Genomic DNA, 14,524 nt, shown 5'->3' with positions numbered 1-14,524 from the left:
GGAGCCATGGTTGCCGTAGATCACGTCGGGGGCCGCGCCGTAGCTGGCACCGGTGGCCGCTTCGCCGGCCCACTGGCCGTGGCCTGGCCGCACGCCGGGGCACAATCCTTGGCACAGGTGCTCGCGCCGCCGGACGTCGCCCTGCCGGTACCGCCGGCCTGCGAGCGCGCAGTCTGGACCCACCCGCACCCCGCGACCCTGCACCGGCTGCGCGAACGGGCCGAGCGCGAGCGCGGCGGGCCCTGGCCGATGCCACTGGCCCACCAGTACGCCCGGTACTTCCGCGACGGCGACCGCGACACGTACGAGCAGTTGGTCTTCGCCCGGCAGCGGCGGCTGACCCGGGCCGTGGTCCTGGCCGCCGCCACCGGTGAACCGGCCTGGCTCGACGAGGTGATCGACGGCGTGACGCTGCTGTGCGAGCAGAGCAGCTGGTGCTGGCCGGCCCACGACGACACCCACACCGTGCACGGCGCGATGCTGCCTACCGTGACCGACCCGTTCCTCGATCTCGGTGCCGGCGAGGTCGCCGCCCAACTGGCCTGGACCGACCATCTGCTCGGCGGGTCGTTCGACGAGTACGTGCCCGGCCTGCGCGAACGCATCCGGCACGAGGTCGACCGGCGCGTGCTGATCCCGTTCGCCACCCGCCGCGACTGGCACTGGCTCGGCCTCGACGGCGACGTGCACAACTGGAACCCGTGGATCCACGGCAACGTCCTCGTCGCCGTACTGCGCCTGGTCGACGACCAGAGCCGGCGTGCGGAGCTCTGCGCGTCGGTCGTCGAAGGGCTCGACCGGTACGTGGCGTCCCTGCCCGCCGACGGCGCCATCGACGAGGGCTACGGCTACTGGTGGAACGGCGCCTGCCGGGCGCACGAGGCGCTCGATCTGCTCGCGCACGCCACCGGCGGCGCACTGGACGGCGTCCCCGGCGAGGCCCTGCGGCACACCGTCGCCTTCCCGCACCGGATGCACCTGGGCGGCGAGTGGTATCTCAACCACGCCGACGGGTCCGCCCGACCCGCCGGCACCCAGCCGTGGCACGCCCTGCACCGCGCCGCCCGCCGGGTCGGCGACCGTGACGCGCAGGCGTACGCCGCCGCACACCGCCGGCCCGACGGACCCGTCGCGGACGAGGAACACGGACTCGGCCGGCTGCTGCGCGCCCTGACCGACCCGGCGTGGCTGTCGGCCCGGCCGGCGGCACCGCCGCTGCCGCGCGACGTGTGGCTGCCCTCGACCCAGGTGCTGCTCGCCCGCCCGGTCGCCGGCAGCCCGACCGGGCTGACCGTGGCGGTCAAGGGCGGGCACAACGGCGAGCACCACAACCACAACGACGTCGGCTCGGTGGTGGTCGCCGTCGACGGGGTGCCGGTGCTGGTCGACGCCGGACGCCCTACCTACACCGCGCGGACCTTCGGGCCGGACCGCTACGACATCTGGACCATGCGCAGCGAGTGGCACAACGTCCCGTACGTGCGAGGTACGGCGCAGGCACCCGGCCGCGCGTACGCCGCCCGACAGGCCACGGTGGCGGTCGACGACGCGGCGGCCGAGTTGAGTGTGGACCTCGCCGGTGCCTATCCGCGCACGGATCTGCACAGTTGGCGGCGGATTGCCCGGCTGGAGCGCGACAGCGGACGGGTGGTGATCGTCGACGCCTGGGAACTCGACCCGGACGGGACCGACCGGCCGACCTACCTGCACCTGCTCGTCGCCGGCGAGGTACGCCAGCGGACAGTACGCACCGGCGCGGGCCGGGTCGAGGTCACTGCCCTGGGCGGCGCCGGCCAGGCCGCCCTGAGCTGGCAACCGGCCAGCGCACCGTGCCGCCGCACCACCCGGGTGCTGGACGATCCTATGCTCGTCGGCGTGTGGGGACAGCAGCTCACCCGCCTGGCCATCGACGTCACCGCGCTCGGACCGACCGGCACGTTCGTCCTCGTCGTCGAGCAGATCCGCCCGCCCGAAGCGTCCTCCGGAGGAGACAGCCGATGAGCCTGCAGGACAGCGACACCGGCGGGGCGGAGACCCGGGGACCGCTGCAGGTCGCGCGTCGTCAGCAGCTGCTGGAAGCGCTGCACCGCGACGGGTCCATGCGCATCTCCGACCTGTCCCGGACGCTGGGCGCCGCCCCGGTCACCATCCGGCGCGACATCGCCCAGCTCGCCGCCGAAGGACTGGTCCAGCGGGTACACGGCGGGGTCGCCCTGATCACCCCGGACGGACCCCCGACGCCGGAGGAAACCTCCGCCGGGACGACGCATTCCCTGACCGGACGCACGCTCGGCATGCTGGTGCCCTCGCTCGACTACTACTGGCCGGACGTGGCCCGGGGAGCCGAGGAGGCGGCCCGCGAGCTCGATACCCGGGTCGTGCTGCGCGGTTCCTCGTACGACGCCGAGGACGACCGGCCCCAGCTGGAGCGCCTGCTCGACCGCACCGGCGTCGACGGGCTGATCATCGCGCCCCGGATGGACACGCCGACGGCGGAACACACCCTCGACTGGCTGAGTCACGCCGGGGTCCCGGTGGTCCTGCTGGAACGCACCGCGACCGTCGGTGCCCACCACGCCGTCATGGAGTCGGTGGTCACCGACCACGCGTTGGGCGCCGCCATCGCGGTACGGCATCTCATCTCCCTCGGCCACCACCGGGTCGGCGTGGTGCTGGACGCCAACAGCCCCACCCGTCCGCACGTGCGCCGAGGGTGGCGGGAGGCGGCCGACGAGTGCGGGCTGGACCCGGCGGCCACCGTGGAGGCGGTGGTGCCCGACGCGCGTTCGCCCAACCGGGACGTCCTGCTCGACGAGATCCTCGACCGCTGCCAGGCGACCGGCACGACGGCACTGCTCGTACACGCCGATGCGGAGGCGATCGCTCTGGTGCAGCACTGCGAGGAACGGCATCTGTCGGTGCCCGGTGACCTGTCCATCGTGGCCTACGACGACGAGGTGGCCGGCCTGTTCACCCCGCCGCTGACCGCGGTCCGGCCACCGCGCCGCTCGATCGGGCGGGCCGCGGTGCGCCTGGTCGCGGACCGGCTCGCCGACCCCGACCGGCCGACCCACCGGGTCGTCATCAGCCCGTCGCTGCGTATCCGCGAGTCGACCGGCCCACCCCGCCGGTAGCCGGCGGCGTTGCCCGCCACCGGGTGGTCAGAGTTGCCCGCCACCGGATGGTCAGACCTGGGTGCGGGTCCACTGCTGGTTGGTGCCGTCGTGGCAGCCGTACTGCTGGATGTCCGTGCCGTCGGCGGTGCCCCAGCTGACCACGTCGAGGCACTTGCCACTGTGCCGGGCGCGCAACTGGTAGTAGCTTCCGACGCCGACCCACTGCCACTGCTGGTTGGTGCCGGCGCCGCAGGTGTACTGGATGATGTTCGCGCCGTCGGCGGTGGATGCGGAGGCGACGTCGAGGCACTTGCCGCTGTTCTGGTTGACGATCCGGAAGTAGCCGTCGCCGGTGTCGCGGAACTCCCAGCGCTGGTTTCCGCCGCCATTCCAGGAGTACTGCTTGACCTCGGCGTTGTTGGCGGTGGAGTTGCTCACCACGTCCGCCACCTTGCCGCTGTTGCGGTTGGTCAGCCGGTAGTACGGCGGTGCGTTGCCGGTGACGGTGCCGGTGACCGTGTCGATGGTGACCGACGGGTACCAGGTCAGGCTCATGCTGGTACTGGACGGGAAGGTGATCGGCAGCCACACGTACTCGGAGTCGTTGACCGGGCCGCCCCAGGCGCCGGCCCAGCGGTCCCCCAGGTAGAGGTAGCTGGTCGTGGTGGTGCCCTGGATCGGCAGGACGTACGTCGGCTGGGACCGGAACGTGGTCGAGTCGCCGACGGCGGTCATCCCGGACCACGGGCCGGAGATGCTGGTCGCGGTGGCGTACCGGGCCTGGTTGGGGTTCCAGCCGGTCAGCCCCGAGGTGAGCAGGAAGTAGGTGCTGCCGCGCTTGAACAGGGCGGGAGCTTCCCGGGCGCCGTCGTTCCAGAAGTTGCCGACGAGGGCGGCGATGGAGAGGTAGTCCGTGGTCAGCCGGTAGATGTGCAGGTCGCGGTTCTCGTCGGCAGCCGAGATCAGGTACGCGGTGCCGTTGTCGTTGTAGAGCGTGAGATCCCGTGACATGTGGCCCAGCGGGCGGAAGCTGCCGTGCCAGGTGTAGTTGCCGTCCACAGTAGCTGATGAGGCGACGGCGGCCCTGGCCTCGCCGTAGTCGGATCCGTTCTCCTTGTGCATCCACATCACGTACCGGCCGGTGCCGGCGTTGTAGACGACCTTCGGTCGCTCGATGTTGGCCACCTGGAGTTCGGCGGCCGAGGACTGGGTCAGCACGTTGTTGCGGAACTCCCAGTCCCGCAGGTTGGTCGAGCGGTAGACGGAGACCGCCCGGAACGTGTTGTCCGGGTTGCGGTTCTCGCCGAACCAGTAGTAGTAGTCGCCGACCTTGAGCATGCCGCCGCCGTGGGCCTGCAGCGCGTTCCCTGAGGTGTCCCGGAACTGGGTGCCGTTGGTGATGGTCACCGGTGCCGCCTGGGCCGGGGTGGCGGCGACGGTCGTCGCCACGATGACCGCTGCCGTGGTCATGGTCAGTGCCACGCCGAGTGCCAGCAGCCCGTTGTCGCCTCTCACTGCGTCTTCCCTCCGTCTGGCCAAGGGGATCCCGGCACCGAACGGGTGGGTCCGGGTAACACATTGGTAATCCAAGGCGAACACGAGCGCCATGTTCCGAACCGAATCGTCCACAAACATTCATAGACGAACATCGCTGTTCGGGGGTTGCCTGCGGCGCCGACCGACGGCGCGAACGGCACGGTCGCTCAGCCGTGATGCGCGGCGAGACCGGCGATGGTGGTCTCGACGATGTAGTGGTAGTACTCCTCACGATGACGGGCGGCGACGTCGCCTCCTTGGGCGAAGGGACTGATGGTCGCTTCGGCGAGGACGACGGCCCCGGGACTGCCGGCGGCGGCCTTGCGGAACTCGTCCATCATCGTTGCGTGATCTCGCGGGCCGTCGTCCTCGTGAACGAGGCGCTCGTCACCAATGGTGATGGTGAGCATCGCGTTGTTCAACAGCGCGGTGTAGGCCAGCCCGGACCGTGCGCCGAACCCGCCGCGCTGTAGCGCGGCGATTCCGGCGTCGATGATGGGAATGACGGAGGGGAAGGTCGGTCCGTGCATCAGGAGCCACTTCGCCGCCCCCGGGTATGAGCTGACGATCGGATAGCTGGCGTACAGCAGCGTCCGGAACCAGTCCTGCCAGTGAAGATCCTCGTCCGGCGCGGTGAGGTCGGCCAGCACGCGCTCGACGACGTGTCGGGCGATCAGGTCCTTGCCGCCGATGTGGTGGTAGACGACCGAGGGGGCCACCCCGAGACGGCGGGCGAGGTCGCGGATCGACCAGCCGAACAGGTGCGACTCGCGGGTGAGCGTGAGCGCGGCGTCGACGATGCGCTCCGGGGTCAGGCCCACGTGGAACGGGGCGGCGGAGATTTCGGACACATGACCTCTCTTCTCTCGGGCCCTCCTCCGGTCTCGGAGATGGGCTCTGCGTCTCATGATCCAGGTAAGGCTTGCCTTTCTCGCCGGACATGCCTAGATTAGAACACCGTTCGCTTAATTGATAATCGTTTCCAGTAGGGGTTGGCCGATGCGGACACGAGAAGGGCCGGGCCAGGGCACCCGGGTCGTAGCCCCCCGCAAGCCGGGCGAGGACTTCTTCGCCCCGGTACGGGGTAGTCTCGCGACGATCATCGGGCTGAGCGTCCTTGGCGCGGTGAGCAGCGTCGTGCCGTTCGTCGCGATCGTCGAACTGGCGCGCGTCCTGTTGCCCGCGCTGGCGGGTGGCGTCGTCGACGCCGGCCGGGTCGGGGTGATCGTGGTCGTCGCCGTGGCGGCGTCGTTGGTCAGCTTCGGTGCCGCGTTCGTCTCCGGGATGGTGAGCCATCTCGCCGACGCGCAACTGCAGCTCTCGCTTCGGCAGCGGATCATCCGGCACCTACAGCGGCTGCCGCTGGGCTGGTTCGACGCGCGCAGCTCGGGGACGGTGCGCAAGATGGTCGAGAACGACGTCGTCGCCCTGCACCAGCTCGTGGCGCACGCGATCCAGGACGTCATCACCGCGGTCGCCGTGCCGTTGGTGAGCATCGGCTACCTGTTCGTCGTGCAGTGGCAGTTCGCGCTGGCCGCGCTGGTTCCACTGCTGATCACGATGGTCCTGTACACCCTGCTGATGCGCGGCGGCGCAGCGAAGTACCAGCAGTACGACCGGGCGACCGCCCGGCTGTCGGGGGCGACGGTGGAGTTCGTCCACGGGATCGCCGTGGTGAAGCGCTTCGGGCAGCTCGGACGCAGCCACCGCCGTTACCGGGACGAGATGAGGGAGTACGTCACCTTCATCGGACAGTGGACTCGCGACACCGCCGTCATGTTCACCGTCATCGAGATCGTGACCTCCCCGGTGGTCGTACTCGTCTACCTTCTTGCCGTCGGTACGTGGCTCGTGAGCGTGGGCACCGCCGCCCCGATCGACGTGTTGCCGGGCCTGCTGCTCGGCCTGGGCCTGACCGGGCCGCTGATGAAGCTGGGATCCTCCGCGCAGTTTTTGCGTAACGCGACGAAGGCCAAGGAGTCGCTTGCCGTGTTCTTCGACCTTCCGCCGGTCGCCTGGGCGGCGTCGCCCCGGCAGCCGGCCGGCCGTGAGGTCGGCTTCGAGCGCGTGTCGTTCAGCTACGACGGGGAGCACCGCGTCCTGCACGAGATCGTCGCAGCATGCCGACCGGGCATGGTCACCGCGCTGGTCGGTGCCTCGGGATCGGGCAAATCGACGCTGGCCAAGCTCGTACCCCGGTTCTACGACGCGGCCTCGGGCCGGGTCGCGATCGGAGGCACCGACGTACGGGAGATCGCATCCGGTGAGCTGTACCGCGACGTCGGGTTCGTGTTCCAGGACGTGCAGCTGTTGCGTGCGAGTCTGCGCGACAACATCCGCCTCACCTGCCCGGACGCGACCCACGAGGAGGTGGAACGTACGGCCCGGGCGGCACAGATCCACGACCGGATCCTGCGCTTCGAGCGAGGCTACGACGCGGTCGTCGGCGATGACGCGAACCTGTCCGGTGGCGAGGCGCAGCGGGTGACGATCGCCCGTGCCCTGCTCGCCGACGCACCGATTCTCGTCCTGGACGAGGCGACCGCGTTCGCCGATCCCGACTCGGAGGCCGCCATCCAGTCGGCGCTCAGCGCACTCGCCGCTGATCGCACCGTGCTGGTGATCGCGCACCGGCTGCATACGATCGTGGGCGCCGACCAGATTCTCGTCCTCGACAACGGACATCTCGTCGAGCAGGGCACACACGCCGAGCTCGTCGCCTCCGGTGGTCGATTCGCCCAGATGTGGGCCGACTACCAGGCCAACCATGCCCGCTCCCTCCCGCAAGGAGCCCGGCGATGATCCGCCGCCTGCTGCACTACTCGTCGCTACGTGCCCGCCGGCTGCTCGTCACCGAGCTCACCTTCATCGTGGCCACCGCGGTGCTTCAGGGAATCGCGTTCCTGATGCTCGTACCGCTGCTGCAGGCGTTGTTCGCAGGAGAAACGGCGACCGTCGGCAACTGGCTGACCGCTGTCGCGGTCGTCGGGGCGCTGTACGCCGTGGCGTTCTGGTTCGCCAGCCAGATCGGCATGAAGGCGAGCACGGCGGTGCTCGACTCGCTGCTGACGCGGCTCGGCGACCGGCTCGTCGAGCTCCCGATCTCCTGGTTCGGCGCGGACCGGTCCGGGCTGATCGCGGGCATCGCCACCCACGGAGCGATGTTCGTCTCGTCCGCCCCCTACTCGATCGTGCGTCTCATTCTCACCGGGTTCATCACTCCCGCGACAGTGCTGGTCGGCATGTACTTCTTCGACTGGCGTCTCGCGCTCGCGATGACCGTCACGGTTCCGGTGATGTGGTGGGTCTTCCGGTGGCTGCGCCGCGGGATGGAACGCGACGATGTGGAGCACTCGGCGGCGGTCGCGGAGGCGTCGAACCGCGTCATCGAGTTCGCCCGGATGCAGCCCGCGCTGCGCACGGCCGGCGACGGGTCGATCGCCGACCGGCTGGTCGAAGAAGCGCTGCAGCGCCAGCACCGCGCCTACCGAGGACTGCTCATCACGGGCGGCGCCGGGATCGCCACGTTCGCCGGTGTGGTGCAGCTTTCGCTCACCGTGGTCATCGGGCTCGGCGCCTACCTGGCGGTCGGTGGCTCGCTCGATCCGGCCACGCTCATCGCACTGCTCGTCCTCGGCGTTCGGTTCACCGAGCCGATCTCGAACTCGGGCGCGCTCGGCGGCGGCGTGGCGGTCGCCAAGACGACCTTGAATCAGCTCGACGAACTGCACGCACTCACGGCGCTGCCCGAGCCCGCCGAGCCGGGAACGCCGAAGGACTGGTCGATCGCGTTCCAGGACGTCACCTTCGGCTACGGCGGCGCTCCAGTCCTGCGGCACCTGTCCTTCACCATGCCGTCCGGGCAGATGACGGCGATCGTCGGGCCATCCGGCTCCGGGAAGACGACGATCACCAAACTCATCGCACGGTTCTACGACCCCGAGTCGGGGACCGTGTCCATCGGCGGTGTCCCGGTGCCGCTGCTCGGCACCAGTGTGGTCGAGCCCGCGGTCGCACCGGTGTTCCAGGATGTCTATCTCTTCGACGACACGATCCTGAACAACATCTGGATCGGCAACCCCGACCGCAGCCGCGAGGAGGTCGTCGCCGCAGCCACCCGGGCCCGCGTCGACGAGATCGCCGCACGCCTGCCCGGGGGTTGGGACGCGCTGGTCGGCGAGGGCGGCTCGAACCTGTCCGGCGGGGAGCGGCAGCGGGTGTCGATCGCCCGTGCGCTGCTGAAGGAGGCTCCGATCGTGCTGCTCGACGAGGCGACGGCAGCGCTGGACATCGGTAACGAGATCGCGATCGGCGAGGCCATCGACGCGGTCCGGGCCGACCGGACGATGGTGGTCGTCGCCCACCGGCTGCAGACGATCATGACCGCCGACCAGATAGTCATGCTCGACGGCCACGGCGGCATCCAGGAATCCGGCACCCACACCCAGTTGCTCGCCGCCGGCGGCGGATACGCCCGTTACTGGCGCGAGCGCGTCGAGGCCACCGGTTGGCAGCTCGCGCCGCTGGAGTGACCGAAACACCTGACGAAGGGACGACGACTATGACCGGAGAGACCATGCCCGCCGCCGCGCCGACGAAGGCCACCACTGTCCGTGGCCGGCCGCGGCTGTCGCTGACGTTCACCGCTCGCGACCTGCTCAATGTGGCGATCTTCACGGTGATCTACTTCGTGATCGTCTTCGCGATCGCGATGCTCGGCATCATCAACCCGTTGGTGATGCTTCTGACCCTGCCGTTGAGCGTCATCGTCGCGGGCATTCCGTACCTGCTCTTTCTCACCCGGGTGAAGCACGCCGGTATGGTGACCCTCTTCGGTGTCGTCGTCGGCGTGTTGTACCTGATGACAGGGCATCCGTGGATCAGCACCCTCGTCACGGTGGTCGCGGCGCTCCTCGCGGAGGCGATCGTCCGGGCGGGGAAGTATCGGTCGCGGTGGGCCGCCATCCTGGCGTACACGGTGTTCTCCTTGTGGTACGTCGGCCCGTGGATCCCGCTGCTGATCAACCGCGCCGAGTACCTGAACTCGCCCGGCATGCAGGCGATGGGACCGGAGTACGTCGCCGAGTTCGACCGGATCGTGTCGGTCACCGCGCTCGGGATCTACACCGCCTCGACCGTCGTGTGCGGGCTGTTCGGTGGCCTGCTCGGCGCGTTTCTGCTCAAGAAACACTTCACCAGGGCCGGGCTTGCGTGAGGTCGCGGCTCCGGTGGTCCCCGCCCGACGACCACCGGGGCCGGACCCGCGCACGAAGATCCTGCTCGTCGTCCTGGCGAGCACGACCGTCATGGGCCCTGGCGGTCTGCGATTCGTGCCGGCCGCGCTGCTGTTGGGCATCGGCGTCGCGGTCTGGGAGAAAGCGTGGCGGCGTGCGATCGTCCTGCCCTTCGCGGCCGGGCTGATGTGGGTGCTGGGCTGGCTGCTGCCGCTGTGGTGGGTGAGCGCTTTCACCGCGATCATGTCGTTGGCCTGCACCTATCTCATCCGGTTCATCGTCGCGATCGGCATCGGGATGCATGTGATCGCGACGACCTCGCCGACCGAGCTCAGCGCCGCGCTGCGTGGGTCGAAGGTCCCGCGGCCGATCGCTGTGACGCTGGCGGTGATGCTCCGCTTCTTCCCCGTCGTCGCGACCGAGGCTGCTGCGGTGCTGGACGCGATGCGGCTGCGCGGCCTCACCGGAGCCGGTGGGTTCGCCCGCCACCCCATCCTCAGTATGGAGCGGTTCGTCGTTCCGATGATCGCCACGAGCCTGCGGGCCAGTGAGGACCTGTCGGCCTCCGCGATCCTGCGCGGCCTCGGCTCCCGCCGTACCCCGACGGCGATGTATCCGCCCCGCTTCGGCCCGCCCGACCTCGCAGTCGGCCTGGTCGTCGCCGCTCTGGTGACCGCTACTCTGCTGTTCCTGGCACCGCTGACATGATCAGCCTCGACGACGTCACCTGGACCTACCCGCACGCTGACGCGGCAAGTCTGCGCCATGTGGATCTGCACGTCACGCCCAGCGAGTTCGTCGTCGTCTGCGGAGCCAGCGGGTCCGGCAAATCGACCGTACTGCGGCTGATGAACGGGCTCATCCCACACTTCCACGAGGAAGGCACCCTCACCGGGTCCGTCGCCGTCGACGGCCTGGTGACCGTGGCTGCCGAACTGGACGAGATCGGTATGGTCACGGGCACCGTGCTGCAGCATCCCCGACGGCAGTTCTTCGCCGACACCGTCCGTGAGGAGATCGCCTTCGCGATGGAGAACTTCGGCCTTCCGCCCGAGGTCATCCGGGCACGCGTCGCCAGCGCGGTCGCCGGGCTCGCCACCGGTGTGCCGGTCGCGCAGCGTCTGCAGCGCCTTTCCGGCGGACAACAGCAGCAGGTCGCGATCGCCGCTTCCGCAGCTCATGGTCCCCGCGTCCTGCTGCTCGACGAGCCGAGCTCCAACCTGTCCGTCGATGCCGTGCGCCGGCTGACCGCCACCCTCGCCGACCTCAAGGCCCAAGGCGTCACGATCGTCGTCGCCGAGCACCGGCTGCGCTATCTTCAACAGCTCGCCGATCGGATCGTCGTCATGCGGGACGGCACGATCGACGCGCAATGGTCCGCCGCGGACTTCCGGGCGGTGCCGGACGAGATCCTCGCCCGGGAAGGACTCCGCGGGCGGATACGTACGGCAGACCTGCCCGCCCTGCCGGCGGCCGGCGCCAGCGTCTCGAACGCGGTTCTGGCGAGCGAGGTCCCAGCGGCAGCTCTGGAGCTATCGGGTGTCCGCTGCCGACTCGGTGGACGAACCGTCCTCGACATCGAACGCGCCGGCTTCGCCGCGGGCGAGGTAACCGCGATCCGCGGCGTCAACGGGGCAGGCAAGTCCACCCTCGCCCGGATCATCACCGGGTTGCAACGCTCGGCCGGTCAGGTTCGGCTGGACGGGAGAACGCTCGGCCGGCGTGCCAGACAACGCGCGAGCGCGATCGTCATGCAGGACGTACAACGTCAACTGTTCACCGACAGCGTCGCGGCCGAGATCGCGCTCGCCGCCGCCGAAGCCCCGCACCCACCCGACACCGCAGCGGTGCTTGCCGCGCTGGACCTGGCACATCTGGCGGAGCGGCACCCGCTGTCCCTGTCCGGCGGCCAGCAGCAGCGCCTCGTCGTTGCCGCCGTACGAGTTTCCGAGCGGCAGATCGTGATCTTCGACGAGCCCAGCTCGGGTGTTGACCGCCGTCACCTGCAGTCCATCTCGGACCAGATCCGTCAGATCGCCGGTGACGGTGCTGTCGTCCTGCTCGTCAGTCACGACGAGGACCTGCTGGCCCTCGCTGCGGACCGGCAGCTGACCCTCACCCGGCTCTGACGATGCGCGAGTACCCGTCAGTCGGATTCCCGATCATCATCGTCCAGTAGGAGATCACATGCGCTGCAGCCACATTCTGCACCGGGTCGACGACATCCACGCGTCGGTGCGGGCGTTCGAGCAGGCCGGTTTCACCGTGGTGTATGGCCGGCGGCCGGACCGCAGCTCGAACGCACTGATCTGGTTCGAGACGGGTCCGTTCATCGAACTCGTCCGGGTGCCACGGTTGTCCCTTCCGATGCTGTGGATGGCTCAGCTGTACGCGGGCCGAGCGGTGCGGCGCCGCGTCGAGCGATGGGTCGAACGGGAGCGACTCTGGATCGACCTGGCGGTGGAGACGGACGACGAGACCATCGGTGCCGAGCGTGACCGGCTCATCCGGGCCGGTGTCCCGATGAGCCGGATCTTGAACATGCGCAGGGTGACCCCGGAGGGCCGCACCCTACGGTGGCAGCTCGCCGCGCCGCAGGACCCGAGTCTGCCGTTCGCGATGTCCGCCTACCGCCCATCGGCCCGTCCGGGCAGCGTGGCACACGCGAACGGTGCCACTGGCGTCGCGTCCGTCCACGTCGGTGTGCCGGCGGCGAAGCGCGCGGCCTGGCTGACGGTTCTCGATGGTGGCGATCCGTGGATCCGGTTGGCGGACGGCGACGGCATCCGATCGGTCGAGCTGTCGGGTCTGGCGACGCCGCTTGATCCGGCGTTCATCGGCGGCCTACCGCTGCGGCCGGCCAGCACGGGCTGAGCCGCGCGCCCGCTGAGCCACGCCCGCTGAGCCGCGTCTTGTCGCGGCCGTCACGTGCCATCCGGCTGTGGACGGGTACGTACGGACAGCTCCGGCGTCGCTCTTCCGGCAGCCGTGTGGCGTGGGCGTAGCCGTGCGTCGATCGACCACGGGCCGGCTCCGAGGGCCGCTATGGCGAGGAAGGACCAGGCGTACAGCGCTGCGGACACCCCACCGTTGTTGATGGGCAACAGGCTGTTCGGCTGGTGGGTGATGAAGTACGCGTACGCCATCGACCCGGAACACAGGACCGCGGCCGGGCGGGTCACCAGGCCGAGCAGGACGAGCACGCCGCACGCCAACTGGATGAGTCCGGCCCACCAGTTGGGCCAACTGCCGAGCGCGACGGCCTCGCCGCTGCCCCGATGCCCGCCGAAGAGGCCGAGCACGGTAGCCGCGCCATGACAGGCGAACAGGAAACCGACCATGATCCGGAAGAGTGACCACACCGGACCGGAGAACTTGCCAGAGAACATCAGGCCCCCTATCTCAAGATTTAGTTAGGTGAGCCTAACCTAACTATCGATCGGTTGGTGGTGACGAACCGAACGCCTAGGGATTTCCCTGCCAACGCCACGGTGTGGGGAACGGCGTGCCGACGTACAACGGCCCGAGAGCGCGCCGGGCGTCCGGGGAGGCGATGTGGCCGTTTCCGGTGGGGCCGTCCTCCTTTGCCCCTACGGCAAGGCGTTGCGACTGGCGCGGCTCATCCTGCCCGTGGTGGGCCAAACCGCCGGTCGGGTGACCTGCCCGGTGAGCTGGATAACCAGCTGATCGGGGTATGTCAGATGCTGTTCACCTAGTAAGGTAAGCCTCGCCTTTGTCTGACATTCGGCCCGCTGTGGGTCAGGACAACGAACGGAGCATGTCGTGAGCTCCCGCCACCCCGGTGCCGCCCACCTCCGTGCCACCCAACCGCGAGTCACGATCGTCATCCCCGCGTTGAACGAAGCCCGCAATCTGGAACGGGTACTACCGACGTTGCCCCCGGTCCACGAGGTGATCGTGGTCGACGGCAACTCCGTCGACGACACGGTCGAGACGGTCCGGCGGCTGTTGCCGTCCGCGCGCCTGGTCAGCCAGACCCGGCAGGGCAAGGGCAACGCGCTCGTCTGCGGGTTCGCGGAGGCGACCGGCGACGTGATCGTCATGTTCGACGCGGACGGCAGTGCCAACGCCGCCGAGATCCCGCGCTTCGTCGAGGCGCTCGTCGCCGGGGCGGACTTCGCCAAGGGCAGCCGGACCTGTGTCGGTGGTGGCAGCGCCGACCTCACCCGGTTGCGGGGTGTGGGAAACCGCGCCCTGACCCTGCTGACCAACATCCTGTTCCGGGTCAGGTTCACCGACCTGTGTTACGGCTACAACGCGTTCTGGGTCGACGTACTGCCGATGATGCGGCTGCCGGCGCGACTGCCGGCCGGGCCGACCGCGTGCTGGGGTGACGGGTTCGAAATCGAAACGGTCATCAACTGCCGGGTCGCGGCGGCCGGGCTGGCCGTACGGGAGGTGCCGAGCTTCGAGGAGAACCGGGTCCACGGGGTGAGCAACCTCAACGCCTACCGGGACGGGGTGCGCGTGCTGCGCACCATCTTCACCGAATGGCGCGGGCGCCGTACCCAGGCGGCGATCTCCTCGTACCACCGGGCCGTCATGTGGTCTCCGGCCGTGCCACGGCCCGTCACCCCGGCCCGCAGCGACAACGAACTGTTCGACGTGACGGGCTGA

The 14,524-nt window shown here is 69.5% G+C and carries 12 protein-coding genes; 9 read left to right on the top strand and 3 right to left on the bottom strand.

Annotated elements, in window-relative coordinates; genetic code table 11:
- The first annotated feature begins 6 nt into the window (after positions 1 to 6).
- Positions 7 to 2,001 (top strand): heparinase II/III domain-containing protein, encoded by a 1,995-nt coding sequence (locus tag ACN27F_RS17270; RefSeq protein ID WP_421434587.1) that lies wholly within the window; start codon positions 7 to 9, stop codon positions 1,999 to 2,001.
- Entirely contained in the window at positions 1,998 to 3,134 is a 1,137-nt protein-coding gene (locus ACN27F_RS17265) for a substrate-binding domain-containing protein (protein WP_421434586.1), read from the top strand. The genes ACN27F_RS17270 and ACN27F_RS17265 overlap by 4 nt, the downstream gene beginning before the upstream one ends.
- Before the next feature lie 51 nt (positions 3,135 to 3,185).
- Here the strand turns inward: ACN27F_RS17265 and ACN27F_RS17260 are convergent, their stop codons facing one another.
- Both ACN27F_RS17260 and ACN27F_RS17255 read right to left on the bottom strand, forming a co-directional pair.
- The gene (locus ACN27F_RS17260) at positions 3,186 to 4,586 is read right to left on the bottom strand and encodes an RICIN domain-containing protein (RefSeq protein WP_421440268.1); all 1,401 of its coding nucleotides are present in this window, start codon (positions 4,584 to 4,586) and stop codon (positions 3,186 to 3,188) included.
- A 233-nt stretch (positions 4,587 to 4,819) separates the two neighbouring features.
- The gene (locus tag ACN27F_RS17255) at positions 4,820 to 5,503 is read right to left on the bottom strand and encodes a TetR/AcrR family transcriptional regulator (RefSeq protein WP_421434585.1); all 684 of its coding nucleotides are present in this window, start codon (positions 5,501 to 5,503) and stop codon (positions 4,820 to 4,822) included.
- A gap of 148 nt (positions 5,504 to 5,651) precedes the next feature.
- Between ACN27F_RS17255 and ACN27F_RS17250 the strand changes: the two genes are divergently transcribed.
- The 6 genes from ACN27F_RS17250 to ACN27F_RS17225 are packed head-to-tail and all read left to right on the top strand — an operon-like array spanning position 5,652 to position 12,760.
- Complete coding sequence (locus ACN27F_RS17250) at positions 5,652 to 7,454, top strand: ABC transporter ATP-binding protein (RefSeq protein WP_421434583.1); 1,803 nt, start codon at positions 5,652 to 5,654, stop codon at positions 7,452 to 7,454.
- Positions 7,451 to 9,184, top strand: coding sequence for an ABC transporter ATP-binding protein (locus ACN27F_RS17245; RefSeq protein WP_421434581.1), 1,734 nt, complete (start codon positions 7,451 to 7,453; stop codon positions 9,182 to 9,184). Before ACN27F_RS17250 ends, ACN27F_RS17245 begins: the two co-directional genes overlap by 4 nt.
- A gap of 29 nt (positions 9,185 to 9,213) precedes the next feature.
- Positions 9,214 to 9,867: an MptD family putative ECF transporter S component gene (locus tag ACN27F_RS17240; RefSeq protein WP_421434579.1), complete on the top strand. Its 654-nt coding sequence runs from the start codon at positions 9,214 to 9,216 to the stop codon at positions 9,865 to 9,867.
- Positions 9,860 to 10,594 (top strand): energy-coupling factor transporter transmembrane component T, encoded by a 735-nt coding sequence (locus ACN27F_RS17235; protein WP_421434578.1) that lies wholly within the window; start codon positions 9,860 to 9,862, stop codon positions 10,592 to 10,594. Before ACN27F_RS17240 ends, ACN27F_RS17235 begins: the two co-directional genes overlap by 8 nt.
- Positions 10,591 to 12,015 (top strand): ABC transporter ATP-binding protein, encoded by a 1,425-nt coding sequence (locus tag ACN27F_RS17230; RefSeq protein WP_421434576.1) that lies wholly within the window; start codon positions 10,591 to 10,593, stop codon positions 12,013 to 12,015. Before ACN27F_RS17235 ends, ACN27F_RS17230 begins: the two co-directional genes overlap by 4 nt.
- 58 nt (positions 12,016 to 12,073) lie before the next feature.
- Positions 12,074 to 12,760: a VOC family protein gene (locus tag ACN27F_RS17225; RefSeq protein ID WP_421434574.1), complete on the top strand. Its 687-nt coding sequence runs from the start codon at positions 12,074 to 12,076 to the stop codon at positions 12,758 to 12,760.
- A gap of 50 nt (positions 12,761 to 12,810) precedes the next feature.
- On the opposite strand, the gene ACN27F_RS17220 is transcribed toward ACN27F_RS17225, so the two are convergent.
- On the bottom strand, positions 12,811 to 13,275 hold the full coding sequence (locus ACN27F_RS17220; RefSeq protein ID WP_421434572.1) for a DoxX family protein: 465 nt from the start codon (positions 13,273 to 13,275) through the stop codon (positions 12,811 to 12,813).
- Between the two features lie 394 nt (positions 13,276 to 13,669).
- Between ACN27F_RS17220 and ACN27F_RS17215 the strand changes: the two genes are divergently transcribed.
- Positions 13,670 to 14,524: a glycosyltransferase family 2 protein gene (locus ACN27F_RS17215; protein ID WP_421434571.1), complete on the top strand. Its 855-nt coding sequence runs from the start codon at positions 13,670 to 13,672 to the stop codon at positions 14,522 to 14,524.

This window comes from Solwaraspora sp. WMMB335 (genome assembly GCF_049179075.1).
Lineage (GTDB): Bacteria > Actinomycetota > Actinomycetes > Mycobacteriales > Micromonosporaceae > Micromonospora_E.
The sequence above is the reverse complement of the archived record's forward strand: the minus strand, read 5'-3'. Positions and strand labels throughout refer to the sequence as shown.